This is a genomic window from Rhizobium sp. 01T437, assembly GCF_056398505.1.
In genome coordinates this window covers 41852-67268 of record NZ_JBFTPM010000004.1, presented here as the reverse complement: position 1 = coordinate 67268, position 25417 = coordinate 41852, and the positions used below count along the sequence as shown (strand labels likewise).

General features: G+C 59.9%; 25 protein-coding genes and 1 tRNA gene. 20 read left to right on the top strand and 6 right to left on the bottom strand.

The features are described from left to right. Window position 1 precedes the first annotated feature (1 nt). The 9 genes from tolR to glmM all read left to right on the top strand — a co-directional run bounded on the left by tolR (window position 2) and on the right by glmM (window position 10268). Complete coding sequence (tolR, locus tag AC1DM5_RS08925; RefSeq protein ID WP_113323797.1) at window positions 2-457, top strand: protein TolR; 456 nt, start codon at window positions 2-4, stop codon at window positions 455-457. A gap of 8 nt (window positions 458-465) precedes the next feature. Next, on the top strand, window positions 466-1611 hold the full coding sequence (locus AC1DM5_RS08920; RefSeq protein ID WP_113309289.1) for a hypothetical protein: 1146 nt from the start codon (window positions 466-468) through the stop codon (window positions 1609-1611). Next, window positions 1612-2055 carry a cell envelope integrity TolA family protein gene (locus tag AC1DM5_RS08915; RefSeq protein WP_477818338.1) on the top strand — a complete coding sequence of 148 codons (444 nt, stop codon included), beginning with the start codon at window positions 1612-1614 and terminating at the stop codon, window positions 2053-2055. A gap of 22 nt (window positions 2056-2077) precedes the next feature. Next, window positions 2078-3385, top strand: coding sequence for a Tol-Pal system beta propeller repeat protein TolB (gene tolB / locus AC1DM5_RS08910; RefSeq protein ID WP_477818339.1), 1308 nt, complete (start codon window positions 2078-2080; stop codon window positions 3383-3385). 158 nt (window positions 3386-3543) lie between these two features. Next, window positions 3544-4071 carry a peptidoglycan-associated lipoprotein Pal gene (pal, locus tag AC1DM5_RS08905; protein WP_477818340.1) on the top strand — a complete coding sequence of 176 codons (528 nt, stop codon included), beginning with the start codon at window positions 3544-3546 and terminating at the stop codon, window positions 4069-4071. A 158-nt stretch (window positions 4072-4229) separates the two neighbouring features. Next, on the top strand, window positions 4230-5228 hold the full coding sequence (ybgF, locus tag AC1DM5_RS08900) for a tol-pal system protein YbgF (protein WP_477818341.1): 999 nt from the start codon (window positions 4230-4232) through the stop codon (window positions 5226-5228). A gap of 11 nt (window positions 5229-5239) precedes the next feature. Continuing rightward, complete coding sequence (tilS, locus tag AC1DM5_RS08895; RefSeq protein ID WP_477818342.1) at window positions 5240-6643, top strand: tRNA lysidine(34) synthetase TilS; 1404 nt, start codon at window positions 5240-5242, stop codon at window positions 6641-6643. A gap of 97 nt (window positions 6644-6740) precedes the next feature. Beyond that, complete coding sequence (gene ftsH, locus AC1DM5_RS08890; protein ID WP_007827042.1) at window positions 6741-8672, top strand: ATP-dependent zinc metalloprotease FtsH; 1932 nt, start codon at window positions 6741-6743, stop codon at window positions 8670-8672. Window positions 8673-8915: 243 nt separating this feature from the next. Next, on the top strand, window positions 8916-10268 hold the full coding sequence (gene glmM / locus AC1DM5_RS08885; protein ID WP_477818343.1) for a phosphoglucosamine mutase: 1353 nt from the start codon (window positions 8916-8918) through the stop codon (window positions 10266-10268). A gap of 57 nt (window positions 10269-10325) precedes the next feature. Here the strand turns inward: glmM and AC1DM5_RS08880 are convergent, their stop codons facing one another. Continuing rightward, window positions 10326-10940: a class I SAM-dependent DNA methyltransferase gene (locus AC1DM5_RS08880; protein WP_477818344.1), complete on the bottom strand. Its 615-nt coding sequence runs from the start codon at window positions 10938-10940 to the stop codon at window positions 10326-10328. A gap of 322 nt (window positions 10941-11262) precedes the next feature. Between AC1DM5_RS08880 and AC1DM5_RS08875 the strand changes: the two genes are divergently transcribed. Further along, window positions 11263-12108, top strand: a complete 846-nt coding sequence (locus AC1DM5_RS08875; RefSeq protein WP_477818345.1) for an outer membrane protein — start codon at window positions 11263-11265, stop codon at window positions 12106-12108. 53 nt (window positions 12109-12161) lie between these two features. Here the strand turns inward: AC1DM5_RS08875 and AC1DM5_RS08870 are convergent, their stop codons facing one another. Continuing rightward, window positions 12162-12782, bottom strand: coding sequence for a TetR/AcrR family transcriptional regulator (locus tag AC1DM5_RS08870; RefSeq protein ID WP_477818346.1), 621 nt, complete (start codon window positions 12780-12782; stop codon window positions 12162-12164). A gap of 93 nt (window positions 12783-12875) precedes the next feature. Between AC1DM5_RS08870 and AC1DM5_RS08865 the strand changes: the two genes are divergently transcribed. The 3 genes from AC1DM5_RS08865 to serA all read left to right on the top strand — a co-directional run bounded on the left by AC1DM5_RS08865 (window position 12876) and on the right by serA (window position 16486). After that, a complete protein-coding gene (locus AC1DM5_RS08865; protein WP_477818347.1) occupies window positions 12876-13490 on the top strand; it encodes an NAD(P)H-dependent oxidoreductase in 615 nt (204 codons plus the stop codon). 139 nt (window positions 13491-13629) lie between these two features. After that, window positions 13630-14808 (top strand): phosphoserine transaminase, encoded by a 1179-nt coding sequence (locus AC1DM5_RS08860; RefSeq protein WP_477818348.1) that lies wholly within the window; start codon window positions 13630-13632, stop codon window positions 14806-14808. An 82-nt stretch (window positions 14809-14890) separates the two neighbouring features. Continuing rightward, window positions 14891-16486: a phosphoglycerate dehydrogenase gene (gene serA, locus AC1DM5_RS08855; RefSeq protein ID WP_007827029.1), complete on the top strand. Its 1596-nt coding sequence runs from the start codon at window positions 14891-14893 to the stop codon at window positions 16484-16486. Between the two features lie 91 nt (window positions 16487-16577). On the opposite strand, the gene AC1DM5_RS08850 is transcribed toward serA, so the two are convergent. Then, complete coding sequence (locus AC1DM5_RS08850; protein ID WP_477818349.1) at window positions 16578-16796, bottom strand: hypothetical protein; 219 nt, start codon at window positions 16794-16796, stop codon at window positions 16578-16580. Between the two features lie 271 nt (window positions 16797-17067). Here AC1DM5_RS08850 and AC1DM5_RS08845 point away from each other — a divergent pair, with 271 nt between their 5' ends. Beyond that, window positions 17068-19149 carry a putative bifunctional diguanylate cyclase/phosphodiesterase gene (locus AC1DM5_RS08845; protein WP_477818350.1) on the top strand — a complete coding sequence of 694 codons (2082 nt, stop codon included), beginning with the start codon at window positions 17068-17070 and terminating at the stop codon, window positions 19147-19149. Here the strand turns inward: AC1DM5_RS08845 and AC1DM5_RS08840 are convergent. Beyond that, on the bottom strand, window positions 19141-20019 hold the full coding sequence (locus AC1DM5_RS08840; protein WP_477818351.1) for a LysR substrate-binding domain-containing protein: 879 nt from the start codon (window positions 20017-20019) through the stop codon (window positions 19141-19143). The two genes, AC1DM5_RS08845 and AC1DM5_RS08840, sit on opposite strands and share 9 nt — an antisense overlap. Before the next feature lie 107 nt (window positions 20020-20126). On the opposite strand from AC1DM5_RS08840, the gene AC1DM5_RS08835 reads away from it, so the two are divergent. After that, window positions 20127-21251 (top strand): TDT family transporter, encoded by a 1125-nt coding sequence (locus AC1DM5_RS08835; protein ID WP_477818352.1) that lies wholly within the window; start codon window positions 20127-20129, stop codon window positions 21249-21251. 351 nt (window positions 21252-21602) lie between these two features. Here the strand turns inward: AC1DM5_RS08835 and AC1DM5_RS08830 are convergent, their stop codons facing one another. After that, the gene (locus AC1DM5_RS08830) at window positions 21603-22559 is read right to left on the bottom strand and encodes a DMT family transporter (protein WP_477818353.1); all 957 of its coding nucleotides are present in this window, start codon (window positions 22557-22559) and stop codon (window positions 21603-21605) included. Window positions 22560-22641: 82 nt separating this feature from the next. Between AC1DM5_RS08830 and AC1DM5_RS08825 the strand changes: the two genes are divergently transcribed. From AC1DM5_RS08825 to AC1DM5_RS08805, 5 genes are all read left to right on the top strand, one after another. Next, the gene (locus AC1DM5_RS08825; RefSeq protein WP_477818354.1) at window positions 22642-22785 is read left to right on the top strand and encodes a hypothetical protein; all 144 of its coding nucleotides are present in this window, start codon (window positions 22642-22644) and stop codon (window positions 22783-22785) included. A 40-nt stretch (window positions 22786-22825) separates the two neighbouring features. Continuing rightward, the gene (mnmA, locus tag AC1DM5_RS08820) at window positions 22826-24025 is read left to right on the top strand and encodes a tRNA 2-thiouridine(34) synthase MnmA (protein WP_477818355.1); all 1200 of its coding nucleotides are present in this window, start codon (window positions 22826-22828) and stop codon (window positions 24023-24025) included. A gap of 130 nt (window positions 24026-24155) precedes the next feature. After that, window positions 24156-24232: transfer RNA gene (locus AC1DM5_RS08815), tRNA-Met, on the top strand. Window positions 24233-24322: 90 nt separating this feature from the next. Then, a complete protein-coding gene (locus tag AC1DM5_RS08810) occupies window positions 24323-24577 on the top strand; it encodes a hypothetical protein (protein ID WP_477818356.1) in 255 nt (84 codons plus the stop codon). Between the two features lie 106 nt (window positions 24578-24683). Next, on the top strand, window positions 24684-25121 hold the full coding sequence (locus AC1DM5_RS08805; RefSeq protein WP_477818357.1) for a universal stress protein: 438 nt from the start codon (window positions 24684-24686) through the stop codon (window positions 25119-25121). A 5-nt stretch (window positions 25122-25126) separates the two neighbouring features. Here AC1DM5_RS08805 and AC1DM5_RS08800 read toward each other — a convergent pair whose 3' ends face one another. Then, window positions 25127-25315 carry a hypothetical protein gene (locus AC1DM5_RS08800; RefSeq protein WP_477818358.1) on the bottom strand — a complete coding sequence of 63 codons (189 nt, stop codon included), beginning with the start codon at window positions 25313-25315 and terminating at the stop codon, window positions 25127-25129. Window positions 25316-25417 lie beyond the last annotated feature (102 nt).

The following is a 25417-nucleotide window of genomic DNA, read 5'->3' as shown; positions in this document are numbered from 1 at the left end:
CATGGGTATGGCTGTAGGCGGCAATAGCGGAGGGGGCGGCGGACGCCGCCGCCGTGGTAGCCGCAACAAGGGTGTGATCTCCGAAATCAACGTGACGCCGCTCGTCGACGTCATGCTGGTGCTGCTCATCATCTTCATGGTGGCAGCGCCGATGATGACAGTCGGTGTTCCGATCGATCTGCCGGAAACACAGGCCAAGGCGCTGAATTCCGAGACGCAGCCGATCACGATCTCGGTCAAGAACAGCGGCGAAGTCTATCTGCAGGAAACGCCGATCCCGGCTGAAGAGATTGCTGCAAAGCTCGAGGCGATCGCCACCACGGGTTACAACGAACGCATCTTCGTGCGCGGTGATGCGACTGCTCCGTACGGCGTGATTGCCGACGTGATGGCCCGCATCCAGGGTGCAGGCTTCAAGAATATCGGCCTCGTCACACAGCAGAAGAAGGACCAGTAACGCTCAAGATGAAGACCAGCGTCGTCACATCTGCGGTTCTGCACGGGCTGGTGCTTACCTGGGCGCTGGTTTCGCTCAGCGCGCCGGAATCCTTCAAGGTGGAGGATTTCGAGGCGATGCCGGTCGATCTCGTGCCGGTGGAATCCATCACCCAGATGCAGCAAGGCGACAAGAAGGCTCCGAAGAAGGAGACATCAGCACCGGTGCCGACGACCCGGCCGCCTATCGCGCAGCCGGCGGAGAATGCCGGTGACAACAATGTCGACCTGAAGACGCCGCCGGTCCCGAACGCCAAGCCCAGCAACAGCGAAGCTGCGGCGGCGAATTCGAGCGAGAAGCCGCTGCCGACAATCGATCCCAAGCCGAACGACGTCAAGGAAGTCAACAAGGAAGAGACCGAGGTCGAGCAACCGAAGGAGGTTGCTTCCATTCCGCCGCCAAAGCCTGTCGAAGTGACACCGCCGAAGCCCGAGGAAAAGCCGCCGGAAGAACAGGCCAAGCCTGAGGAGCCGCCGAAGCCGGATGCCGAAGCATTGCCGGACAAGGTACCGACGCCGGTCGTCAAGCCACAGGTAAAGCCGCCGGAACCACAGAAGGCTGCTGAAAAGCCGCCGGAAAAAACGCCGGACGAGCCGAAGGCTGCAGAAAAACCGACCGACAAGAAGAAAGCCGACAAGAAACAGGAAGTGGCGAAATCGGCTTCTTCAATGAAGAGCGACTTCAACGCGGACGAGATTTCGGCGTTGCTGAACAAGACCGATCCTTCCGCCGGCGGCGCCAAGCGTTCGACGCAGGAGGCATCGCTGGGGGCGAAGAAGAGCAATGGCGGTTCCAAGCTCAGCCAAAGCGAACAAGATGCGCTACAGGGTTTGATCCAGGGTAACTGGCTTATTACTCCGGGAATGGAAGGCCTTTCCGGCATGGTCATCACGGTGCATTTCAAACTCGATAAAGATGGAAACATTATCGGCCAGCCTGACATCGAGTCTTCCGGCGGAAGCAGCACCGATTCAACGCGTCGTGCGCTGGAAAGTGGCGCTTACCGTGCCGTGATGAAATCTGCTCCGTCGTTCCGCACGACGCTTCCGATGGACAAGTATGACGTGTGGAACGAGGTTGTCCTTAATTTTCATCCCAGCGATATGGGGATTTGAATGCCGAGGAATTCGATCCATTTCGCGAAATCTTTCGGGATATACGCGGTGCTGATCGGGTTGATCCTTGGCCTCGCATTTCCTTTCGATGCAAATGCGGAGACGGCTGATCGCCGAAACAGCGCAAACGCCCCGATCCTCAGCAAGGCTGAAATCACGGCGGTTGTGCACTCGATCGAACGTCAATTCATCGTCGATAATCGCCTGAAAGATATCGGCAGCGTGCGTTTGACGATCCACATAAAGCTAGCGAGAGACGAGCAGATCGTCGGCAACCCTGATGTGCAGGTCACCGGTGGCAGTGAGCGTGCGCAGAAAAGTCTTAGCGATGCCGGCCTTCGCGCAGTTCGTCGCGCAGCTCCTTTTACGGTGCTTCCGAAAGATAAATACGACGTCTGGAAGGAAATTGTTTTCAATTTCGACACCAGCGCTCTTACCCAATAAGATGCTGAAAGGCTTGTTTGATATGGTCAAGTGTTCCCTCATCCGCGCTCTGATGGTCATTGCAGGCCTGATTGGGGCCGCAGCCTTTACGACGCCGGCGAACGCGTTGGTCACCCTCGATCTTCGAAAAGGCAATGTCCAGCCGATGCCGATTGCGGTGACTGACTTCCAGGGCGACATGGGCGCGCAGGTCTCGCAGGTCATCGCCGCCGACCTGCAGCGTTCCGGCCTGTTTGCCCCGATCAACAAGACGGCCTTTATCGAAAAGATCTCCAATCCGGATGCTGCGCCGCGCTTCGAGGACTGGAAGGTTATCAATGCCCAGGCGTTGGTCACTGGCCGAGTTACCAAGGAAGCGGATGGCCGCCTTCGCGCCGAATTCCGCCTGTGGGATACTTTTGCCGGGCAGCAGATGACCGGTCAGCAGTTCTATACGCAGCCGGAGAACTGGCGGCGTGTCGCTCACATCATCGCCGACGCGATCTACAAGCAGATCACCGGCGAAGAGGGATATTTCGATACCCGCGTCGTCTTCGTTTCCGAATCCGGTCCCAAGCAGCAGCGCAAGCGCCAGCTGGCGATCATGGATCAGGACGGCTTCAACGTTCGCATGCTGACCGACGGCAGCGATCTCGTGCTGACGCCGCGCTTCTCGCCGAGCCGGCAGGAAGTGACCTACATGTCCTTTGCCAACCAGCAGCCGCGCGTTTATCTGCTGCAGCTTGAGACCGGACAGCGTGAAGTCGTCGGTAACTTTCCGGGCATGACCTTTTCGCCGCGCTTTTCTCCCGATGGCCAGAAGGTCATCATGAGCCTTCAGCAGGAAGGCAATTCGAATATCTACACGATGGACCTACGTTCGCGCACGACGACCCGTCTGACATCCACGGCCGCGATCGATACGTCGCCCTCCTATTCGCCCGATGGTAACCGCATCGCCTTCGAAAGCGACCGCGGCGGACAGTCGCAGATCTACGTGATGAATGCCGACGGTTCGGGCCAGACCCGTATTTCCTTCGGCGATGGCCGCTACTCCACGCCGGTCTGGTCGCCGCGCGGCGATCTGATCGCTTTCACCAAGCAGTCGGGCGGCAAGTTCTCGATCGGCGTCATGAAGCCTGATGGCTCGGGTGAGCGCATTTTGACGACCGGTTTCCACAATGAAGGCCCGACCTGGGCGCCGAATGGCCGCGTCATCATGTTCTTCCGCCAGGCCGCGGGTGCGGGCGGTCCGCAGCTCTATTCGATCGACCTGACAGGCTACAATGAACAGGCCATCAAGACGCCTGCCTACGGCTCGGACCCGGCCTGGTCGCCGCTTCTGGAGTAGTGGAGGGGAAGAATATCGCCTTCATGTCGCCGCAAAGTCCTGAAAATGGGCGATGCAGGGACAAATCAACGAATTGTTAACCATAATCTTTGATGGCCGGTTAACCGAGTGCGGTTACTGTCCGGAAACCCTGATTGAAGTCGCAAGGAGACCCGGCCATGAGCCGAATTCACACCCCGGCAATGAGCCGCATGCAGAATTTCGCCCGTAACCCCGTCATGATCGCGCTTGTCGCCGGCCTTGCTCTCGCAAGCTGCGCCAAGAAGAACGTGCCGAATAGCGCCGGCGAGCTCGGCCTCGGTGCAGGTGCGGCAACACCGGGCTCCACCCAGGACTTCACGGTCAATGTCGGCGACCGCATCTTCTTTGATACCGACTCCACTTCGATCCGCGCCGATGCTGCCCAGACGCTCGACCGTCAGGCACAGTGGCTCGGCCGCTACCCGAACTACCAGGTCACMGTCGAAGGCCATGCCGACGAGCGCGGTACGCGCGAATATAACCTCGCTCTCGGCGCTCGCCGCGCCGCAGCCGCCAAGGATTATCTCGCTTCGCGCGGCGTTCCGGCTCAGCGCATGAAGACGATCTCCTACGGCAAGGAACGTCCGGTCGCTGTCTGCGACGACATTTCCTGCTGGTCGCAGAACCGCCGTGCCGTCACCGTTCTCGGTGGCGCAGGCATGTAATTCACGGCAAAAGCCGGAATTTGACGAGGCGGCTCCTTGCGGGCCGCCTTTCTTTTTGACCACACTTTGGCCAGACTCCGTTGCTTTTTGAGAGCAATTGGAAAAATCTCCTGTCGTGCCATCGGGGCGCGAAGAATCACTGGGACAGGACGATACAAATGAAGAAACTAGTCGTGGCAGGCATGCTGTGCCTTGCGGCCGTGACCGGGAGCGAGCGAGCGGCATATTCCGCTTCGTTCTTCGGCTTGCACATCGGCGGCCAATCCGCGCAACAAAGCCAGCCGGCAGCGCCTGTTGTCAAGGTGCAGGGCAGCGACGCGGAAATCCGCATCCAGCAGATGGAAGACCAGATGCGGCAGTTGAATGGCCGTATCGAGGAGATGAGCTATCAGCTTCTCCAGATGCAGGAGACGATCCGCAAGCAGCAGGAAGACAACGAATTCCGCTTCCAGCAGCTCGAAAAAACCGGGGGCGGCGCAGGAGGCGGTGGTGCTGCCAAGACGCCGGTGAAGAAGAGTGAAGCCGACGTCGCTCCACCGGCATCAGGCGGTGGCGATGATATCGCCAAGGTCATTCAAGCCCCGCGGGGAGCCGAAACGGCTCCCTCCACCGGCGTGCCGGCCAATGAAGGCCTCGGCCAGCCGCCGCGCGAGTTGGGCTCCATGGATTTCGACCAGAACGGCAATCCTGTCGGCAATTCCATGAACCAGAATGCGACGGTCGGTTCCGCACCGCTGCCGGATGCGGCCGCGCCGCAGCAGACCGCTTCGCTCGGCAGCGAGTCCGACCAGTACAAGGCGGCCTATGGCCACGTGCTTTCCGGCGACTACGCTACTGCGGAGCAGGAATTCACGCAGTACATCTCCCGTTATCCGAACAGCTCGCGTGCTCCGGATGCCAATTTCTGGCTTGGCGAAGCGCTTTATTCGCAGGGCAAGTTCAACGAATCGGCCAAGACTTTCCTGAATGCCCATCAAAAATACGGCACGTCCGAAAAGGCACCCGAGATGCTGCTGAAGCTCGGCATGTCGCTTGCCGCACTGGACAATACCGATACTGCCTGCGCGACCCTGCGCGAGGTCAGCAAGCGGTATCCGAAAGCCTCCCGTGCCGTCATAAACAAGGTCGCGAGCGAACAGAAGCGTCTCGCCTGCTAGGGTCTTCCGGTTTGTTTCCGGAAGATCCGATTTCTCCCGAGGCGGCAATCGACCGTTTCCTCGCTTCGCTGAAGACACCCGTGCGCATTCTTGTCGCGATCTCAGGCGGAAGCGATTCCAGTGGCCTGCTCCTGCTGCTCCATGAAGCGCTGAAGGCCGCACCCGATCTTTCCATTTCCCTTTGTGCTGCGACAGTCGACCATGCGCTGCGCGACGAATCCGCGGATGAGGCCTGCTGGGTCGCAACTCTCTGCGCATCAATGGACATTCCGCACCGGACGATGGTCTGGCAGGGGGAAAAGCCGAAAACCGGTATCTTGGCGGCGGCACGCGAGGCGCGTTACGGTCTTCTTGCCGAGGCGGCGGAAGCCTTCGATGCTGATCTCATCGTGACAGGACATACGCTGGACGATCAGCGCGAAACGCTGCACATGCGTGGAATGCGGACGGAGCAGATTTCGACCGGCATCGCGGATGCGGTGCTGTTCGACCGGCATTTCTGGATCCTGCGGCCGCTCCTCTTCTCCACCCGGGTAGATATCCGTCGCTTTCTGACCGTGCGCAGCGTGGCGTGGATCGACGACCCCAGCAACGAAGATCTGAAATACGAGCGTGTGCGGACGCGCCGGCACCTTTCCGCTGAAGGCGCTGCCGAGACGGATATCTGTCGTGCTTGGGAAGAGCGGCTGGCTCTTTCTTCTGATGGAGCCGAATGGCTGCATCGCCATTTCAGGCTTCATGGCGGTTTACTCGGGCAGGTGATGCCTGGCGGGTTAGAACAGGATCGCAGAGTTCTTGATTATGCGCTCGGTCGTCTGACGGCCGTTTTTGGTGGGCAGCCGTTTGTGCCGGGAAGGAAACAGATGGAGCGGCTTCTTGCATTCGCCACAGGTGGTAAGCCGGGACGAATGACTGTCGGCCGTGTGGTATTCGATTTGCGGCGTGACGGGCTTTATCTGGCACGTGAGAGCCGCGGAATCCTGCCTCTGGTGCTTCGGTCGGGAGAGGCCGGGGTTTGGGATGGAAGATTTGAAGCGAGAAACAGGTCGTCAGAGACCATAGAAATTACGACACGCGCCGGCTCGGTGAATGAGGCAACAATGCGTAGAGGGTCTTCCGCGCCCGACCTGGGCTCGCCGGATTCCGCTAACAAGCAGGACAAAAGGGATGGGAGTCAGGGTCTTCCCAAGGCGGCGTGGAAACGGGCTGCTGCTTCTGGGCCGGCCATATCCGCAGGGCAAGGGCTTTTATTGCCGGAATTCGGCCGATCCGTCGATTTGACGCCCCATTTTGCAGCCTTCGACCGCTTTTTGACACGATTTGATTTCACCTTTGCCGAGAGGCTTTCGGCAGTTTTCTCAAGGGCGCCCTATGCGGAGCCGCCTTTAAGAAGTATTGACGGAAAAACGATCTGACAGAGCGGATCGCCTTGGCAATGGCCTGGCGCAACCCTATGTTAGAGACCAAATATGACGGCCGCCATGAGGCGACTGTCCAGTGCTGGGGAGTTCAATGAACCCTAACTTACGTAATTTCGCCTTGTGGGCGATCATCGCGCTTCTGCTGATCGCCCTCTTCAGTATGTTCCAGACGGCTCCGGCTCAGACGGGTTCGCGTGAAGTTCCTTATTCGCAGTTCCTGCGTGAGGTCGATGCGGGCCGCGTGAAGGATGTCGTGGTCACCGGTAACAGGCTGACCGGAACATATCTGGAGAATAACAATACCTTCCAGACCTATTCGCCTGTGATCGACGACAATCTGCTCGATCGCCTGCAATCCAAGAATGTCGCTGTCACCGCGCGCCCGGAAACCGATGGTTCCTCCGGCTTCCTGAGCTATCTCGGAACGTTGCTGCCGATGCTCTTGATCCTTGGCGTCTGGCTGTTCTTCATGCGGCAGATGCAGGGCGGTTCGCGCGGCGCGATGGGCTTTGGCAAGTCCAAGGCCAAGCTTCTGACCGAGGCGCATGGCCGCGTGACCTTCGATGACGTTGCCGGCGTTGATGAAGCCAAGCAGGACCTGGAAGAGATCGTTGAATTCCTGCGCGACCCTCAGAAATTCCAGCGCCTCGGCGGCAAGATCCCGCGCGGCGTGCTGCTTGTCGGCCCTCCGGGTACCGGTAAGACGCTGCTCGCCCGCTCGGTTGCCGGCGAAGCCAACGTGCCGTTCTTCACCATTTCCGGTTCGGACTTTGTTGAAATGTTCGTCGGTGTCGGTGCAAGCCGTGTCCGCGACATGTTCGAGCAGGCGAAGAAGAATGCGCCTTGCATCATCTTCATCGACGAAATCGACGCCGTTGGTCGCCATCGTGGCGCCGGTCTCGGCGGCGGTAACGATGAACGCGAACAGACGCTGAACCAGCTCCTCGTCGAGATGGACGGTTTCGAAGCCAATGAAGGCATCATCCTGATCGCCGCGACCAACCGTCCCGACGTTCTCGATCCGGCGCTGCTGCGTCCGGGCCGTTTCGACCGCCAGGTCGTTGTTCCGAACCCTGACATCGTTGGCCGTGAGCGCATCCTCAAGGTACATGCCCGCAACGTTCCGCTGGCACCGAATGTCGATCTCAAGGTTCTGGCTCGCGGTACGCCCGGTTTCTCCGGTGCGGACCTGATGAACCTCGTCAACGAAGCTGCCCTCATGGCCGCACGCCGCAACAAGCGTGTCGTGACCATGCAGGAATTCGAAGACGCCAAGGACAAGATCATGATGGGTGCGGAGCGCCGCTCTTCGGCCATGACCGAAGCGGAAAAGAAGCTCACCGCCTATCACGAGGCCGGTCACGCCATCACCGCGCTGAACGTCGCCGTCGCCGATCCGCTGCACAAGGCAACGATCATTCCGCGTGGCCGTGCGCTCGGCATGGTCATGCAGCTTCCCGAGGGCGACCGCTACTCGATGAGCTACAAGTGGATGATCTCGCGCCTCTGCATCATGATGGGCGGCCGCGTTGCCGAAGAACTGACCTTCGGCAAGGAGAACATCACTTCGGGTGCTTCCTCCGACATCGAGCAGGCGACCAAGCTTGCCCGTGCGATGGTCACCCAGTGGGGCTTCTCCGACGAGCTCGGCCAGGTTGCCTATGGCGAGAACCAGCAGGAGGTCTTCCTCGGTCATTCGGTTTCGCAGTCGAAGAACGTCTCCGAAGCGACCGCGCAGAAGATCGACAACGAAGTGCGCCGCCTGATCGACGAGGCCTATACGCAGGCTCGCACGATCCTGACGGAAAAGCATGACGAGTTCGTCGCTCTCGCCGAAGGGCTGCTCGAATACGAGACGCTGACCGGCGAAGAGATCAAGGCTCTGATCCGTGGCGAAAAGCCTGCGCGCGATCTTGGCGATGATTCGCCTCCGAGCCGCGGCTCGGCCGTGCCGAAGGCCGGTGCGCGCCCTGCTTCCAAGGGTGATGAACCCGAGGGTGGGCTGGAACCGCAGCCTCACTGAAATTGAACAGGAATTTGCCTAAAGGGCCGGATTTCCACAGGGAATCCGGCCCTTTTAATATTAGTAACAGGATATAATCAGTTTTCTTGGTAATTTACGTGCCGGTTACGCGGTTTTGTGGCATTCCGCTGACTAAAGACAAGTCTGAATCAAGGTTTCGGGCGCAGCGCCAATCTTTGAAGCCGGATTCTTGCTTGAGGAATGCGCAAGCTTCTACGGCGCGCGGAAAGCGCAGGAGTGCATATGAAAAGACGCTATTTTGGGACGGACGGCATCCGAGGTCAGGCCAACATCTTCCCTATGACGCCGGATCTTGCGATGCGGGTCGGCATCGCCGCAGGGACGATTTTCCGTAACGGCGCCCACCGTCATCGTGTGGTGATCGGCAAGGACACGCGCCTGTCGGGATACATGCTGGAGAATGCCCTCGTGGCCGGCTTTACCGCGGCGGGACTGGACGTGTTCCTGCTCGGTCCTATTCCGACACCTGCCGTTGCCATGCTGACGCGTTCGCTGCGATGCGATATCGGCGTGATGATTTCGGCCTCGCACAATCCGTACCAAGATAACGGTATCAAGCTTTTCGGTCCTGATGGTTACAAGCTCTCCGATGACATCGAAGCGCAGATCGAGGACCTGCTGGACAAGGATTTATCGGGACAGCTTGCCAAGGCTGAGGAAATCGGCCGAGCCAAGCGCGTCGATGGCGATATCTACCGCTATCTCGAGCACGTCAAACGCACCTTGCCGCGCGACGTGACCTTGCAGGGCCTGCGCGTCGCGGTCGACTGCGCCAACGGTGCGGCCTACAAGGTGGCGCCTGCCGTTCTGTGGGAGCTCGGCGCCGACGTGGTGACGATCGGCAACGATCCGAACGGCACGAACATCAACCTGAATTGCGGCTCCACCAGCCCGGTCGCCCTGCAGAAGAAGGTCGACGAGGTGCGCGCCGATATCGGCATTGCGCTCGATGGCGATGCGGACCGCGTCATCATCGTCGATGAAAACGGCTCGATCGTCGATGGCGATCAGCTGATGGCCGTTATCGCTGAAAGCTGGGCCGAGAGCCAGCAGCTGCGCGGCAACGGTATCGTTGCGACCGTCATGTCCAATCTTGGCCTCGAGCGTTTCCTTGAGGACAAGGGCCTCGGCCTTGCCCGTACGAAGGTCGGCGACCGTTACGTCGTCGAGCATATGCGCCAGCACAATTACAATGTCGGTGGCGAGCAGTCCGGCCATATCGTGCTTTCGGATTACGGCACAACAGGCGACGGTCTCGTTGCCGCCCTGCAGATTCTGGCGGCCGTCAAGCGTACCGGTAAAACGGTCAGCGAAATCTGCCGTCGCTTCGAGCCGGTGCCGCAGCTTCTGCGCAATGTCCGCATTACCGGCGGCAAGCCGCTGGAAGATCTGCGGGTGGTCAAGGCGATTGCCGATGCGGAAGCCGAGCTTTCCAAGAATGGCCGTCTCGTCATCCGGCCGTCCGGCACCGAGCCGCTGATCCGCGTCATGGCGGAAGGCGACGACCGGGCGCAGATCGAGCGTATCGTCAACGATCTCATCGGCACGATTTCGAGCGTACGCAGCGCCGCCTGAAAGCGCCGCAAAAAGGATTGAAAGCCGGCCTTCGTGCCGGCTTTTTTGTTGGCACTTTTATTGGCGTTGCGCGAGCCAGACGGTGTGATTGCCGCAGGCCGGGTCTTCGGCCTTGTGGGCGACGACTGTAAAGCCGTGTTCGGTGAGCAGGGCGCGATATTCATCCGGGCTGAGGCTGCTGTGAAAAAGCGGTTCACCGACGAAAACGCCCATAGCTTCGCCATGCGCGGGGCCGCTGGTGAACATCAGCGCCGTTCCCGGCTTCGAATGCGTGCGAAACAGCGGGAACACGCGCCGCTGGTCCTCGAAGGGCAGGTGGAAGAAACTGTCCCAGGCAATCAGCCCATCGAAACTTCTGCCGAGCGACAGGCAGCGCATATCTGCGACCTGCCAATCGGAGTTTGGAAAGCGCGTCCGGCACATGTCGATCAGGCTGGGCGAGGAATCGATGCCGGTCACTGCGTGGCCGCTTTCGATGAAATGACGCGCGAGAGGTTCGCCGGAGCCGCAGCCGATATCGAGGATTGACCCGCCTTGCGGGATCAGTGCGGTGAAGCGATCCAGCCAGCTCCGTTCAAAAAGGGTCTTGCCGCGGCTTGTATCCCAGACTTTGGCATGCCGTTCGTAGAGATCGGTAATGGTATCGGCGGCCTGCCTGTTGCGGTTCTGCATACGCTGTCTGATCCTCTGTGGAAAAATCTTCGATTTGTCTTAAGCGGTTCGATCCCGGAGGAGCATGTGGGGTGATGCGGTTTACCCGTCCTTGCTCATCCGTCGTTCGCAAGCGTGAAAGTTCGCCGGGCCTTTTATTCGTCGTCTTCCCGATTCGGGAAGTCGAGACCGGCAGATTACTTTTCGAAACATGTTCTGCCGTGAATATTCGCATTACTTCTTATGGTTAAGCAGCTTTTAACGTTTCCGATTCATTATCCATAAAAAGCATATCCGTTTTGGCGGCCTGCAACGCGCCGACGCAACCGACTGGAGTGAATCCATGAAACGAACTTTGTCCGGTATCTTCGCCGCGCTGTTGATCGCGTCGAATGCCTATTCTGCCGATCTTGCTCCGGTCGAACCCATCCCGGAACAGCCGCCGGAAGTCGCCGTCAGCGAATCGACCGGCTGGTATCTGCGCGGTGATGTCGGCTACGCCTTCACCGACCTGCGTGGCGCGAAGTTCTTCCAGGGCAGCAATGCTCTCGAAGCCGATTTCGACGATGCGGACCTTGAAGATGCATGGACGGTCGGCGGCGGTGTCGGTTACCAGATCAACAGCTATCTGCGCACCGACCTGACCTTCGACTATCTCACCAAGTCCGACTTCCGTGGTTCGACGGTCGGCGGCGGCGCTGACTTCGGCGCCTGCGTGATCGCATGTACGTCGAGAGACGTATCGTCGATGACGGCCTACACGCTGCTCGCCAACGCTTATGTGGATCTCGGCACCTACGCCTACTTCACGCCTTATGTCGGCGCTGGTATCGGTGGTTCCTACGTCAAGTGGAAGGACCTCCACAACGTCGCCTGCGCCGATGACGGCAGCGGTTGCGATGATGAAGTCGTCCATGGCGGCCGCGGCGGCTGGCGCTTCAGCTACGCCCTCATGGCCGGCGCCTCGATCGACGTGACCTGCAACGTCAAGGCCGATGTCGGTTACCGCTACCTGCATATCGATGGCGGCAACATGTTCGGTTACAACGAAAACGGCGGCCCGGGTCGCGACCGTGGCGTCAACGTCCACGAAGCCCGTGTCGGCGCCCGTTACCTCTTCGGGGGCTGCGCCCAGCCAGTCGCTTACGAACCGCCGGCAATTCCGCTGCAGCAGCCGGTCTACAAGTAAGACCAAAGTTTCAAGAATTGTCGAAAGCCGTCCGCAAGGGCGGCTTTTTCGTTTCAGCGGGTGTTTCTGGCGACCATTGCCAGAATGATTTCGAAAAGTTCGCTTTCAGCCTGCCTGGCAGTAATCTCGCCGGTTGCCGCAGCATAGGAGAGAGTTTCGGCAGCGCCGAGCATTGCCCAAAGGCCGGCTGACGCGATCGTCCCTGCACCAACGAAGGGAGTAAGCACGGATCTGCACTGGTCCATGAAAACCACCTGACACTTGTGCTTGACCTTTTCCAGCTCCGGAGAACTTGCCAAAGCGGCGATGACGTCAGGAATTTCACGCCCCTGCGTGAGAACGCAATCAATATAGGAGACCGCCATGACCTTGGCCTTGTCGTTCAGTGCCGGTCCGCTTTCGCGAAGCGCAGTTTCCATCAGCGCCGTCTGCCGATCGTCGAATTCGCGGTAGAGTTCCGCAAGCAATCCCGGCCGCGTGCCGAAATGATCATAGACGACAGGCTTTGCCACGCCGGCTTGTTCGGCGAGGCGTCCCAGCGTCAGCGCATCCGTTCCTTCCTCCCTGATCAATTGCCACGAGACATCCAGGAGCTGGCGATGGCGTTCTTCTCTCGACAGCCGGCGACGGGGGCGGGGAAGAGCGTCGGTGTGGTCTTTGCCGGTGCTTGACATCGTAACCTATGAAAAGTAACTTACTAAAGGTAGCTTACGAAAAGTATATAAGCGATCGGCTTTGCTCGCAATCGCCGATCAGGAGGTTTCGCCATGCATGCACTCATTGTTCTCGCTCATCCCGATTCCAACTCGCTCAGTCATGGCGTCACCGCGGGGATTGCCGAAGGTATAACGGCTTCCGATGCCGCCAACTCCTTCGAGATCGCAGACCTGACGGAAGAGGCTTTCGATCCCAGATTTAACGAGGCCGATATTGCTGCTCATCGCCGGAAAGCCGCGGCACCTGCCGATGTCGCCGCCGAGCAGGCAAGGATCGATCGCGCCGATGGGCTCGTTTTGGTCTATCCCGTCTATTGGTGGTCCATGCCGGCATTGATGAAAGGCTGGATCGATCGCGTCTTTGCTAATGGCTGGGCCTATGACGACACGTCCGGCAAGGTTGTGAAAAAGCTTAGGCATCTGCCCGTCCATCTCGTCGGCATCGGCGGTGCGGATGCCCGCACCTATGAGCGGCATGGCTATTTCAACGCCATCAAGACGCAGATCGATCATGGCATTTTCGACTATTGCGGTGCTCCTGTGGTGACGTCGGAACTGCTTCTCGACTCGGATGCAGGAAATGGTGCCGCGCATATCGAGATGGCGCGCCGCATTGGCAGCGATATCTTCAACGCAGGCGATCGCGCCGCCAGCGGCGCGGTTTAACCCAAGATGTGATCGCCGCTGCGGCAAAATAGCCTCCAGAAACGACATCTCCCGCTTGACTATGACGGGCTTCGCCCATAAACACAGCGGCGGGACACTCCTCCCCAACGAGGAGCCATCTATCTGGAAGGGTAGCAATATGGCAAATACCGCAAAGCCGGACGTGCGTCCGCAAAACACTCATTTTTCTTCTGGCCCCTGCGCGAAACGTCCTGGTTGGACGCTCGAAGCTCTTTCCCATGCGGCCCTTGGCCGTTCGCACCGCGCGAAAGTCGGCAAGGCCAAGCTGAAGAAGGCGATCGATCTCACCCGCGAAATTCTGGAAGTGCCTGCGGATTACCGCATCGGCATCGTACCGGCTTCCGACACCGGCGCCGTAGAGATGGCGCTCTGGTCGCTGCTCGGCGAGCGTGGCGTCGATATGGTCGCCTGGGAAAGCTTCGGCGCCGGCTGGGTTACCGATGTCGTCAAGCAGCTGAAGCTCAAGGACGTGCGCAAGATCGAAGCCGGTTACGGCGAACTTCCCGACCTTTCCACCGTCGATTTCGACCGTGACGTGGTCTTCACCTGGAACGGCACAACCTCGGGCGTCCGCGTTCCCAACGCCGATTTCATTCCGGCTGATCGCAAGGGCCTGACGATCTGCGATGCGACCTCGGCCGCCTTCGCGCAGAACCTCGATTTCGCCAAGCTCGATGTTGTCACCTTCTCCTGGCAGAAGGTTCTGGGCGGCGAGGGTGCGCATGGCATCCTCATCCTGTCGCCGCGTGCCGTCGAACGGCTAGTCTCCTATCAGCCGGCATGGCCGCTGCCGAAGATCTTCCGCCTGACTTCGGGTGGCAAGCTGATCGAAGGTATCTTCCAGGGCGAGACAATCAACACGCCGTCGATGCTCTGCGTCGAGGACTATATCGATGCGCTTCTCTGGGCCAAGCAGCTCGGAGGCCTCAAGGCTCTGATCGGCCGCGCCGACGCCAATGCCAAGGCCATTGCCGATTTTGTAGCTGCAAACGACTGGATCGCCAATCTGGCCGTCAAGCCGGAGATCGAATCCAATACGTCGATCTGCCTGAAGATCGTCGACAAGGATGTGGCTGCTCTCGATGCCGATGGCCAGGCGAATTTCGCCAAAGGCCTCGTCGCTCTCCTCGAAAAGGAAGGCGTCGCTTACGACATCGGCGCTTACCGTGACGCTCCGTCCGGCCTACGCATCTGGGCTGGTGCCACGATCGAAACCGCCGACATGCAGAAGCTGATGCCTTGGCTTTCCTGGGCCTTTAAAACCCAGAAAGCAACGCTTTCCCAGGCTGCTGCCTGACGTGATCGCATCCGGCTCCGCCTGATGGCGGAGCCCCGCATTCCGAATTCATTCATCGCTGAACTCTTTGAAGGAGGCCCTTATGGCACCTCGCGTTCTCGTATCCGACGAACTGTCGGAAACCGCCGTCCAGATCTTTCGCGATCGCGGCGTCGAAGTCGATTTCCAGCCGCAGCTCGGCAAGGACAAGGACAAGTTGTTCGAAGTCATCGGCAACTATGATGGTCTCGCCATCCGTTCCGCCACGAAGGTGACGGAGAAGATCATCGAAGCGGCCAAGAACCTCAAGGTCGTCGGCCGTGCCGGTATCGGCGTCGATAATGTCGATATCCCGGCCGCATCGCGCCGCGGTATCATCGTCATGAACACGCCCTTCGGCAACTCGATCACGACGGCTGAACATGCGATCGCCCTGATGTTTGCCGTTGCCCGCCAGCTTCCGGCTGCCGATACGTCCACACAGGCCGGCAAGTGGGAAAAGTCGAAGTTCATGGGTGTCGAAATCACCGGCAAGACGCTCGGTGTCATCGGCGCCGGCAACATCGGCTCCATCGTCTGTGCTCGCGCCATCGGCCTGAAGATGCATGTCATCGCCTATGACCCGTTCCTCTCCAAGGAGCGCGCCGAGGAGATGGGCGTCACCAAGGTCGAGCTCGACGAACTGTTGGCCCATGCGGATTTCATCACGCTGCATGTACCGATGACCGACAGGACGCGCGGCATCCTGAACAAGGAAGCGCTTGCCAAGACCAAGCCCGGCGTTCGCATCATCAACTGCGCTCGCGGCGGTCTCGTCGATGAGGCAGCGCTTGCCGAAGCCATCAAGTCCGGCCATGTTGCTGGTGCGGCCTTCGACGTCTTCGAAGTTGAGCCCGCCAAGGAAAGCCCGCTCTTCGGCCTGCCGAACGTCGTCTGCACGCCGCATCTCGGCGCCTCGACCACCGAAGCGCAGGAAAACGTTGCTCTGCAGGTTGCCGAGCAGATGGCGGACTACCTCGTCAAGGGTGCGGTTTCAAACGCCATCAACATGCCGTCGATCACCGCTGAGGAAGCGCCGATCCTGAAGCCGTTCATCAAGCTTGCCGATGTTCTCGGCGCCTTCGTCGGCCAGGTTACGGAAGAACCGATCAAGGAAATCGAAATCCTTTATGATGGCGTCACGGCCAACATGAACACCCGTGCACTGACTTCGGCGGTTCTCGCCGGCCTGATCCGTTCGCAGGTGGCCGACGTCAACATGGTTTCGGCACCGATCATGATCAAGGAAAAGGGTGTTATCCTTTCCGAGGTCAAGCGCGACAAGTCGGGCGTCTTCGACGGCTACATCAAGCTGACGGTGACCACTGAATCCATGACGCGCTCGATTGCCGGCACGGTCTTCTCCGACGGCAAGCCGCGCTTCATCCAGATCAAGGGCATCAACCTCGACGCCGATGTCGGCAGCCACATGATCTACATCGCCAATACCGACGTTCCCGGCATGATCGGCTTCATCGGAACGACGCTTGGCGCTGCCGGCGTCAATATCGCCAACTTCCAGCTCGGCCGCGACAAACAGGGGGGCGACGCCATTGCTCTGCTCTATGTTGACGCCGCGGTTGACGATGTCGTTCTGGGCAAGCTGACGGCCAATTCCGCGATCCGCCAGGCAAAGCTGCTGGCCTTCAACGTCGACTGAGTTTTCCTCGCAAGGAAAGACATGAAAAAACCGGCCCGGTCTCCGTGCCGGTTTTTTACATGGTTCAGCGCATGTCGGTAGTGACCTGCGATCAGTGGCGGGTGGCGTTGGCGTCGTGATGCAAAAAAGTGTCTCTACTCGCGTCGAAAACCCTGAAGAACTCGTCCCAGGAAATGTTCTCGACAGAGCTTTCCTGCCTGCCGAAATCAACGCCGACCAGGCCGCTTTTCATCCGGGCGGGATGGCCGCCGCGTGCTTCGATCCATTCCCGGATCTTATCATGATCTGTCATTGCGGGTGTGCCCATCATAGCCTCCCTGCCGATGGGTTGTATTTTCAATCGGAAATAACTCTTTGGAAATGATTTGGTTCCGCCCCACAATCAGCCTCGTGGCCGAGCCCTTGGATTGGCCGACCGCTGAAATTTTCAACTGAAGCGCGAAGTGGCTGGTTTGAGAAACTCGCACTGCTTATTTTAAGGGCGTTCGCTCAAAGTTTAAGCCCCTTATGATTGTGATTTTATTTAGCTTTCTCGGCTATACCACTTTCAATATTGGTTCCAATTTTGCGTGAATTTCTCAATGGCCTCGTTTCAGACGATATCCGGACAGTCCGAAGCTCTTGTTGATGATTTCCGTTCGCTGTTTACGACGCATCCCTCTCCAATGTGGGTCTACGATCCGGATACGCTACGCTTCCTGATCGTCAATGATGCGGCGCTCATGCTCTATGGATACAGCGCAGAGGACTATCAGGGCATGACCGTCCTCGATATCCGCCCAGCCGCCGAGCGGGAGCGGATGCTCAGCGCCGTTCATGACCGCACCGATATGGAGAAGGCCGAGCGCTGGACGCATCTGAAGGCCGATGGCGAGGCCATCGAGGTTCTGACATACGGCCGCGAAGTGCGCTTCGAAGGAAGGGCTGCGATCCTGGCGATCGTGCAGGACCGTACCGAAGTGAATGCCGCGCAGCGCCAGATCACCGATACACGTTCGCTGCTGGACAGCATCGTCGACAACCTGCCCGTCGGCGTCTTCGTGAAGGATATGGAAGAGGATGGCCGCTACATCCTGCTGAACGAGGCGTGCGGCGAGATCATGGGCTTTCATACCGGCGACGTAGTTGGAAGGACGGACCGGGACTTCTTCCCCTCTGAGCAGACCGACATCTTTCGCGAACAGGATCACGAGGCGTTCGTCGCCGGTGCGACGATCAGCTTCGAGGAGACAATGGAGCGGGCCGACGGCGGCCAGCGGATCCTTCGCACCGTCAAGCGTGCCTTGCCGGCGCCCGAAGGGAAGGAGCCGCGCTATCTGCTGGGCATCTCTCACGACGTGACGGAAGAGCGCGCAGTGGAGGCGAGGCTTGCGCATCTTGCCATGCATGACTCGCTGACGCGCCTGCCGAACCGCGCCGCCTTCTCCAAGCATATCCGCAAGCAGGCCATTACCGCTTCGATCGAAAAGCCGATGGCGCTGCTCTATATCGACGTCGACCACTTCAAGACGATCAATGACAGCAAGGGCCACGCCGCCGGCGATGCGCTTCTCTGCCAGGTGGCGGAGCGCTTGCTGGCGCTTGCCGATGAGGGCGACCTCGTGGCACGTCTCGGCGGTGATGAATTCGCAGTCGTGCTGCAGCTAGCCGAGCCCGACCGGGCAGAGCGTTTTGCCGATCTGCTGCTCAAATCGCTTGCCAGAGCTTTTGATCTCGATGGCACGCGGGAGCATGTCACCTGCAGCATCGGCATTGCGCTGGCGCCTGTCGATGCCGGAGAGGCTGATGTGCTGATGCGCCATGCCGACCTCGCGCTCTACGCCGCCAAGGAAAGCGGACGCTCGACCTATCGTTTCTATGAGCCGGCGATGCGGCTTGAGGCCGAGCGCCGGCATCATCTGACCGGCGAATTGCGCGATGCGCTGGAACACGGGCAATTCGAGCTTTACTACCAGCCCATCGTGCAGCTCGAAAACGACGGCATCGGTGGTTTCGAGGCGCTGATCCGCTGGCGGCATCCGGTGCGCGGCCTCGTGGCGCCGATGGAATTCATTCCGCTGGCGGAGGAGACAGGGCTCATCATTCCGATCGGTGATTGGGTTTTGCGGGAGGCCTGCCGCGCTGCCGCTTCCTGGCCGGGCCACCTGAAGATCGCGGTCAATCTTTCCGTCAGCCAGTTTCGCCATGCAAGCCTGCTTTCCAGCGTTGTTGGCGCGCTCGATGAGGCGGGTCTGCGCCCCGAACGGCTGGAAATCGAAATCACCGAATCCGTCTTCCTGGCCGATGTGGCGCAGAGCCTGCCGCTGCTTCGGGCGCTGAAGGAACTTGGCGTGCGCATTGCGATCGACGACTTCGGCACGGGCTATTCGTCGCTCAGCTATCTGCGCGCCTTCACTTTCGACAAGATCAAGCTCGACCGCAGCTTCGTGTCCGGCATCGAGACCGATCCCGGCAATCTGGCCATCGTGCGGGCCGTGGCCGGCATCGGTTCCGGCTTCAATGCCGTCACGCTCGCCGAAGGCATCGAGACCGAGGAGCAGTTGCAGAAGCTGCGGGCCGAAGGGTTTGGCGAGGTGCAGGGCTATCTTCTCGGCAGACCCATGCCGCAGCATGAGGCCGAAGCACTGATCTACGGACGCCATCTCAAGCAGGCATCAGCCTGAGATCATCGCATCGAAAGCATCGGCCGCCTTGCTGCGATAGCGCTCCTCATGGCGCAGCAGGAAGAAGGGACGGGGCAGGGGCGGCACATTCACCTCGGTGAGAAGACCGTTGCGCAGCTTCATGGAAACCACGCTCCGCGACATCAGCGTCGCGCCAATGCCAGCTTCGACGACGCCGACGAGCGGCTCGTTCTCCGGCAGCACCATCGCAACATCAAGCGCATCGATATCGAGGCCGGCTCTTCGCAGAAGGCTTTCGAAGGCGAGGCGGGTGCCGGACCCTTGTTCGCGCAGGACCCATTGCGTCTGAGGAAAATCGGTCGGGCCGCGTGATTTGCCGTCCGCCCACGGGTGATTGGAAGCAACGACGACGATCATCTCGTCCAGGGCGACCTGCCTTGCCGAAACGCCGCGCCTGTCGCTCGGCCACTCGATAAGGCCCACTTCCACCTCGCCATTGGCAACGGCGTCAGACACTTCGGCGGTGTTGCCGATGCGGATTGCCAATTCGATGCCCGGATAATTTCGGCGGAACGCAGCAAGCCGCGGCGACAGCCAATAGCCGCCGATCGTCTGGCTCGCCATGATCGTGAGTTCTCCATGCATGAGGCCGGAGAGGTCCATCAGGGCGGCCTCCGCCGCCTTCGCGCTGGTCAGTACGGCCTGTGCTTCCTTCAGGAACAGTTGGCCGGTCCGGTTCAGCACGATCGAACGGCCAACGCGGTCGAAGAGGGTGACGCCGTGTCGTGTCTCCAGTGCGGTGATTGCGGCGCTGACGGCCGACTGGGTCATGTTCAGGTGCGCCGCCGCCTTCGTGATGTGCTGACGCGCTGCCACCTCTACGAATATTCTAAGCTGCTCCAGTGTCATGCCGCCTCCATTGATCATTCGATTTTATCGAACGGAATGACAAAGATAAATCGTTGGAAGCGATTATTTGGTGCCGGTATGAAAGCGGTCAACGAAAGGAATTCGCCATGACCGCGCTGCATCTATCTCCTTCTGTCCCGATTGTTCGCTTGCGGACGCATGTCCTGCGCCACTTCACGCCGAACTGGTTTGCGACGACAATGGGGACCGGCATCCTTGCCGTCTGCTTCGGCCAGTTTCCGGATTTGCCGACAGTCCACGCGGCAGGCGAGATACTGTGGCTCGCGAATATCGGCCTGTTTGCAGTGCTGACCTGCATCTATGCTGGAAAGTGGCTGCTGTATCCCGGCGCTGCACTGAGGGCATTCGACCATCCCGTCGTTTCGATGTTCTTCGGCTGCATTCCTATGGGCCTTGCGACCATCGTCAATGGTTTCTTGATCTTCGGACCGGGCCTTTTAGGTGAGGCGAGCGTCTCTATCGCGGCGGAGTTGTGGTGGTTGGATGCAGCGCTGGCGGTTCTGGCGGGTCTTGCCATTCCACTGGTCATGTTCACGCGGCAGCAGCATGCAATCGAGCATATGAGCGCCGTTTGGCTGTTGCCGATCGTGGCCTCTGAGGTCGCAGCTGCAAGCGGCGGATTATTGGTGCCGCATCTTGCCGAAGGCGCGCAGCTTCCGGTGCTTTTTGCGAGCTTCGTGCTCTGGTCCTGCTCGGTGCCGCTGGCGCTCGGCATTCTCGTCATCCTCTTCCTGCGCCTGGCTCTGCACAAGCTGCCGCACGCCAGCATGGCAGCGACGAGCTTCCTTGCCCTCGGTCCCGTTGGTACCGGCGCACTCGGCCTTGCTCTGTTTTCCGTCAATGGTGGGCAAGCTCTTGCAGCCGGCGGCCTTGGTGCGTTGGCTCCGGCGATTTCGGGTGCGGCTTTGCTTGGTGCTGTCCTGCTGTGGGGCTATGGCCTCTGGTGGCTTGGTCTGGCGGTTGCCATCACCATCAGCCACCTGCGGCAGGGCTTGCCTTTCAATCTCGGCTGGTGGGGGTACACCTTCCCGATCGGCGTCTATGCCGTTGCGACGCTGCGGCTTTCCAGTATCTTTCCGTTGCCGGCACTGACAGGGTTCGGAGAGGTTCTGGTCGCAGCCCTTGCCGCGATTTGGGTCATCGTCGCCATCCGCACGAGCTGCGGCGCCTATAATGGTTCGCTCTTCGTCGATCCCAGCCTGGAGAGCTGATCGCCTGGCGCCTACGCAGCTGCCTCAATCATTCGTTATTTTGAGAATGCCAGTCAGCACTGCATAATCTCGGCGGGGCTGAAAAAGGAGGATGCACATGAAACGCTACACGCTGTCGATGGTCGGTCTGGCGCTCGTGACTGCCATCATCGCCAATCCGGGCATCGCACTTGCCTGCAACAAACTGATCGGCACCTGAGCCGATACTGCCCACCTCTTGTCTGAAGGCGCAGCTTCGGCTGCGTCTTTTTGATGGCTTTCCCTTTCCCGTGCTGCATCGCAAAGCAGCGCATGCGGCTAATGACGCGCGAGCCGCCCGCGCAGCATCCGGCGCGAGGCGGCGGAATAGGCCTATCGCGTCGGGGCGTCCACGTCGCCTTCCGCCGGTGTCGTGGCGATCTGCGATTGTGCGTCGCCGGAGGCAACGGCTGCCGGCAGGGGCACCTGACGTTTGCGTTCACGGATCAGCGTCAGCAGGCCCGAGCAGATGATGAGCACGATCCCGAGGGCCATCGGCAGATCGACGCTGTCGTTGAAGAACAGATAGCCGAAGGCGATTGCCCAGATCATCTGGCTATATTGCGGTGTCGCGACCAGCGTTGCCGGGGCGAGGCGGGCTGCCGTCATCAGCATGACGTTGCCGGCAGCGCCCAGCAGGCCGTAGCTTGCGAGAAACAACCATTGCTGCGGCGTTGGCATAACCACTTGCGACAGCATGAGCAGGCCGCTGACGATGAGCGTGCCAAGCAGCGAGGCACCATAAAGCGAGAGGCGCTTTTCGGCCGGGCCGAGCTTGCGCAAGATGACGATGGCGATGGCCGCCGAGATCGCACCGATGGTCGCAGCCAGATGGCCGACGGACAGTTCGCGGAAACCCGGCCTCAGAACCACGAGCACCCCGAGGAAGCCGACGATGACGGCGGCCCAGCGCTGCCAGCGCACATCTTCCTTCAGGAAGATTACCGAGAGGATCGTGACGAAGGAGGGCAGCAGGAAGAGCAGGCAGAAGGCCTCTGCCATCGGCAACTTGGTGAAAGTGATGATGGAGGCGATTGCGCCGGTTGCGCCGGCGGCAAAGCGCGCTAGCCAGAGCGGTCGGTTCGTCGTCCTGAAAATGTCCAGCCATGAATCGCCTGGCCCCTTGATGAAGGGCAGGGCTGCCAGGCTGAGGATCGCACCCGTAAAGGCGACCTGGAAGGAAGGAACCGTGCCGTGCAGGGCCTTGATGGACGCATCGCTGAAGGCAAAGACGGCATAGGCCGCAAATGCGACAAGGACGCCACGAAGCGTGGTGGAGGCGGCTGTCATTTATCCGAATCTTCTAAAAGGTGGGTCATTTCATGTACGTGATGAAATGCGGCCTATCAAAGGTCGATTGCGAATAGCTGCAATGCGTGACCCGCGCATGACGCTGCCGGAGAGGCCCGAATCGCCGGGCCTTGCGCAGGCGCGCAATAGTTTCTATATCCGTCGCCCATGCAAGCTGGCGGACGATCCCGCCGGAACACAGGAAATCCGCCACATTCCGACGTGAGAAAAGGCGGATCGAAACAGCACAGAATTTGGCAGTACCCGTGAACACACTGGATTTTGACAAGAAGCCGGAAGACACCCGTGTCGTCGTCGCCATGTCTGGCGGCGTTGACAGCTCCGTCGTGGCCGGGCTTCTCAAACGCCAGGGCTACGATGTGCTAGGCATCACGCTGCAGCTTTACGATCATGGCGCTGCGGTCCACCGTGCCGGCTCCTGCTGCGCGGGCCAGGATATCGACGATGCGCGCCGTGTCTGCGAGACGCTCGGTATTCCGCATTACGTGCTCGACTACGAGAAGCGGTTCCGCGAAACCGTCATCAATCCCTTTGCCGAGAGCTACGTCGCCGGCGAGACGCCGATCCCCTGCGTTGCCTGCAACCAGACGGTCAAGTTCGCCGATCTTCTGGCGACAGCCAAGGAACTCGGCGCCGATGCGCTGGCGACCGGCCATTATATCCGCTCGCGTCCAAATCCATCGTCCTGTAATCCCGGCCGCCGCGCGCTCTATCGCCCTGCCGATGCCGATCGTGACCAGAGCTATTTCCTCTTCGCCACGACGCAGGAGCAGATCGACTATCTGCGCTTCCCGCTTGGTGGCCTGCCAAAGGCGGAGACCCGTCGGCTGGCCGAAGAGATGGGTCTCGTCGTTGCCAAGAAGGCAGACAGCCAGGACATCTGTTTCGTGCCGCAGGGCAAGTATTCCGATATCATCACCAAGCTGAAGCCGAATTCGGCTCTCGCCGGCGATATCGTGCATCTCGACGGCCGCATCCTCGGCCAGCATGAAGGCATCCTGCATTACACGATCGGCCAGCGCCGCGGCATCGGCATCGCCACCGGCGAGCCGCTCTATGTCGTCTTCCTCGACGCCCGCTCGCGCCGCGTCATCGTCGGCCCCAAGGAAGCGCTGGAAACACACCGCGTCTATCTGCGCGACGTCAACTGGCTGGGCGACGAGACGCTTCAGGTCGCAGCATCAGGCGAGGGCTTTGCCTGCTATGCCAAGGTGCGCTCCACTCGCGCACCGGCGCCTGCCGTGCTGCATGTCGATGCAAGCGGCACCTATGTCGACCTGACGGTCGGCGAAGCCGGCATTGCACCCGGCCAGGCCTGTGCGCTTTATTCGGCACCCGGCGACAACGCCCGCGTCTTCGGCGGTGGCTTCATCGAGCGTTCCGAGCGCGAGCCGGCGGCAGAAGCCTCCCTGAAGGCGCTTTTGAGCCAGCCGGTGGCCGCGTAAAATTCCTGGGAAAGGCGATGCGGCGGCACGGCCTTTTTCTCCATCATATGCTTGACACAAAGCCGCTACGCTCTTAATAAGCCGCTCATCCGACGGGCTGAGCGCTTCGCTAAAGGCTCGTTTGAACAGTGGCTGGGTAGCTCAGTTGGTGAGAGCGCAGGATTCATAACCCTGAGGTCGGCGGTTCAATTCCGCCCCCCGCTACCATTCTTTCCCAAAACTAAAACAGTCGATGCACGCTAGCAGCGCAACCGGTATAATTCTGCCCGACGGCATATCGTTGCCCGGGGATTAGCAATGAAATACGCTTGTGTTGCAATTCTTCTTCTCGCCGCCGGCTGCAGCACGACAGCGACGGAAGACCAGCCCATACCGGGCAGCCTGACCTATGGCGGCAAGGTTATCCGTTCGCCCTATAGGCCCGGCACTGTGATAAAGCACACGTTCCTTGGCGAATTTGGCTATCGGCAGTTCGAACGGTATGTCGTTCAGCCTGACGGCACGCTCAAGCTTGCCTCCCGCATTGAAAGCAAAGATTTCCTCTGGGACTGAAGAGTGGCGTCGACTTCGCCTGATGTTGACCTGCGTCAAGGCGCGGGATTACGATCACTGGTGAATTCCCTTCTTATTTGAATTCAGCCAGCAGAACGGATCTCCCATGTACAATCGCATATTGCTGCCCACCGACGGTTCGGAACTTGCCGCTCGGGGTGTCGATCATGGTCTTGCGCTTGCCAAGGCGCTCAACCTTCCCGTGACCGTTATCAGCGTCATCGTGCCCCTGACCGGTTTTGCGCTGCAAGGGATCGTGCAGGCTGAGGCGATGGACAGCTATAATGAGGGCCGCCGGAAGGAGATCGAGGATCTGGAAAAGATCATCGGGGAAAAAGCGAAGAGCGCCGGTGTCGTCGCCGACTTCGTCAGCAAGGTGCATCTTTCGCCGGCAGTCGCCATTCTGGAAACGGCAGCAGAGCGGGGCTGCGGCCTGATCGTTATTTCCTCGCATGGCCGCCGCGGGATCTCGCGACTCATGCTCGGCAGCCAGACGTCCGAGGTCCTTTCCGAGGCGGCTATCCCGGTCCTGGTGGTAAAGTAGGCGGCTTAGTTTTCCGTCAGGGCGGCGAGGAACGCCGTGCGCTCGGCGGTGTGATCTGCCGTCTTGGTGGGCACCGCTCCGCTTTCCTCGCGGCCGTCGTCGGCTTCGTCAGGGCTACCCGCCGCCGGTGTCATATAGAAGGCCAGCATTTCCTCCAGGCGGGAAGCGGTGAGGCTGGTGGCGAAACCCTTCATGGCTTTCCTCGGCGGTGTTTCCAGTTGTGAAATTTCATAGCCTACGTTCAGGCCGGTCCGGAACAAGGACCGCGAGGTTGTCACCAACTTTCGAAGATCGGC

Coding starts and splice junctions, on each gene's coding strand:
- AC1DM5_RS08915 (WP_477818338.1), top strand. CDS start 1,612: ATGCCGAGGAATTCGATCCATTTCGCGAAATCTTTCGGGATATACGCG.
- glmM (WP_477818343.1), top strand. CDS start 8,916: ATGAAAAGACGCTATTTTGGGACGGACGGCATCCGAGGTCAGGCCAAC.
- AC1DM5_RS08825 (WP_477818354.1), top strand. CDS start 22,642: ATGCGTGACCCGCGCATGACGCTGCCGGAGAGGCCCGAATCGCCGGGC.
- AC1DM5_RS08880 (WP_477818344.1), bottom strand. CDS start 10,940: ATGCAGAACCGCAACAGGCAGGCCGCCGATACCATTACCGATCTCTAC.
- AC1DM5_RS08835 (WP_477818352.1), top strand. CDS start 20,127: ATGACCGCGCTGCATCTATCTCCTTCTGTCCCGATTGTTCGCTTGCGG.
- AC1DM5_RS08845 (WP_477818350.1), top strand. CDS start 17,068: ATGGCCTCGTTTCAGACGATATCCGGACAGTCCGAAGCTCTTGTTGAT.
- AC1DM5_RS08860 (WP_477818348.1), top strand. CDS start 13,630: ATGGCAAATACCGCAAAGCCGGACGTGCGTCCGCAAAACACTCATTTT.
- AC1DM5_RS08865 (WP_477818347.1), top strand. CDS start 12,876: ATGCATGCACTCATTGTTCTCGCTCATCCCGATTCCAACTCGCTCAGT.
- AC1DM5_RS08800 (WP_477818358.1), bottom strand. CDS start 25,315: ATGAAGGGTTTCGCCACCAGCCTCACCGCTTCCCGCCTGGAGGAAATG.
- AC1DM5_RS08920 (WP_113309289.1), top strand. CDS start 466: ATGAAGACCAGCGTCGTCACATCTGCGGTTCTGCACGGGCTGGTGCTT.
- tolR (WP_113323797.1), top strand. CDS start 2: ATGGGTATGGCTGTAGGCGGCAATAGCGGAGGGGGCGGCGGACGCCGC.
- AC1DM5_RS08810 (WP_477818356.1), top strand. CDS start 24,323: ATGAAATACGCTTGTGTTGCAATTCTTCTTCTCGCCGCCGGCTGCAGC.
- tolB (WP_477818339.1), top strand. CDS start 2,078: ATGGTCAAGTGTTCCCTCATCCGCGCTCTGATGGTCATTGCAGGCCTG.
- AC1DM5_RS08850 (WP_477818349.1), bottom strand. CDS start 16,796: ATGATGGGCACACCCGCAATGACAGATCATGATAAGATCCGGGAATGG.
- AC1DM5_RS08805 (WP_477818357.1), top strand. CDS start 24,684: ATGTACAATCGCATATTGCTGCCCACCGACGGTTCGGAACTTGCCGCT.
- AC1DM5_RS08840 (WP_477818351.1), bottom strand. CDS start 20,019: ATGACACTGGAGCAGCTTAGAATATTCGTAGAGGTGGCAGCGCGTCAG.
- ftsH (WP_007827042.1), top strand. CDS start 6,741: ATGAACCCTAACTTACGTAATTTCGCCTTGTGGGCGATCATCGCGCTT.
- serA (WP_007827029.1), top strand. CDS start 14,891: ATGGCACCTCGCGTTCTCGTATCCGACGAACTGTCGGAAACCGCCGTC.
- AC1DM5_RS08830 (WP_477818353.1), bottom strand. CDS start 22,559: ATGACAGCCGCCTCCACCACGCTTCGTGGCGTCCTTGTCGCATTTGCG.
- AC1DM5_RS08870 (WP_477818346.1), bottom strand. CDS start 12,782: ATGTCAAGCACCGGCAAAGACCACACCGACGCTCTTCCCCGCCCCCGT.
- AC1DM5_RS08875 (WP_477818345.1), top strand. CDS start 11,263: ATGAAACGAACTTTGTCCGGTATCTTCGCCGCGCTGTTGATCGCGTCG.
- ybgF (WP_477818341.1), top strand. CDS start 4,230: ATGAAGAAACTAGTCGTGGCAGGCATGCTGTGCCTTGCGGCCGTGACC.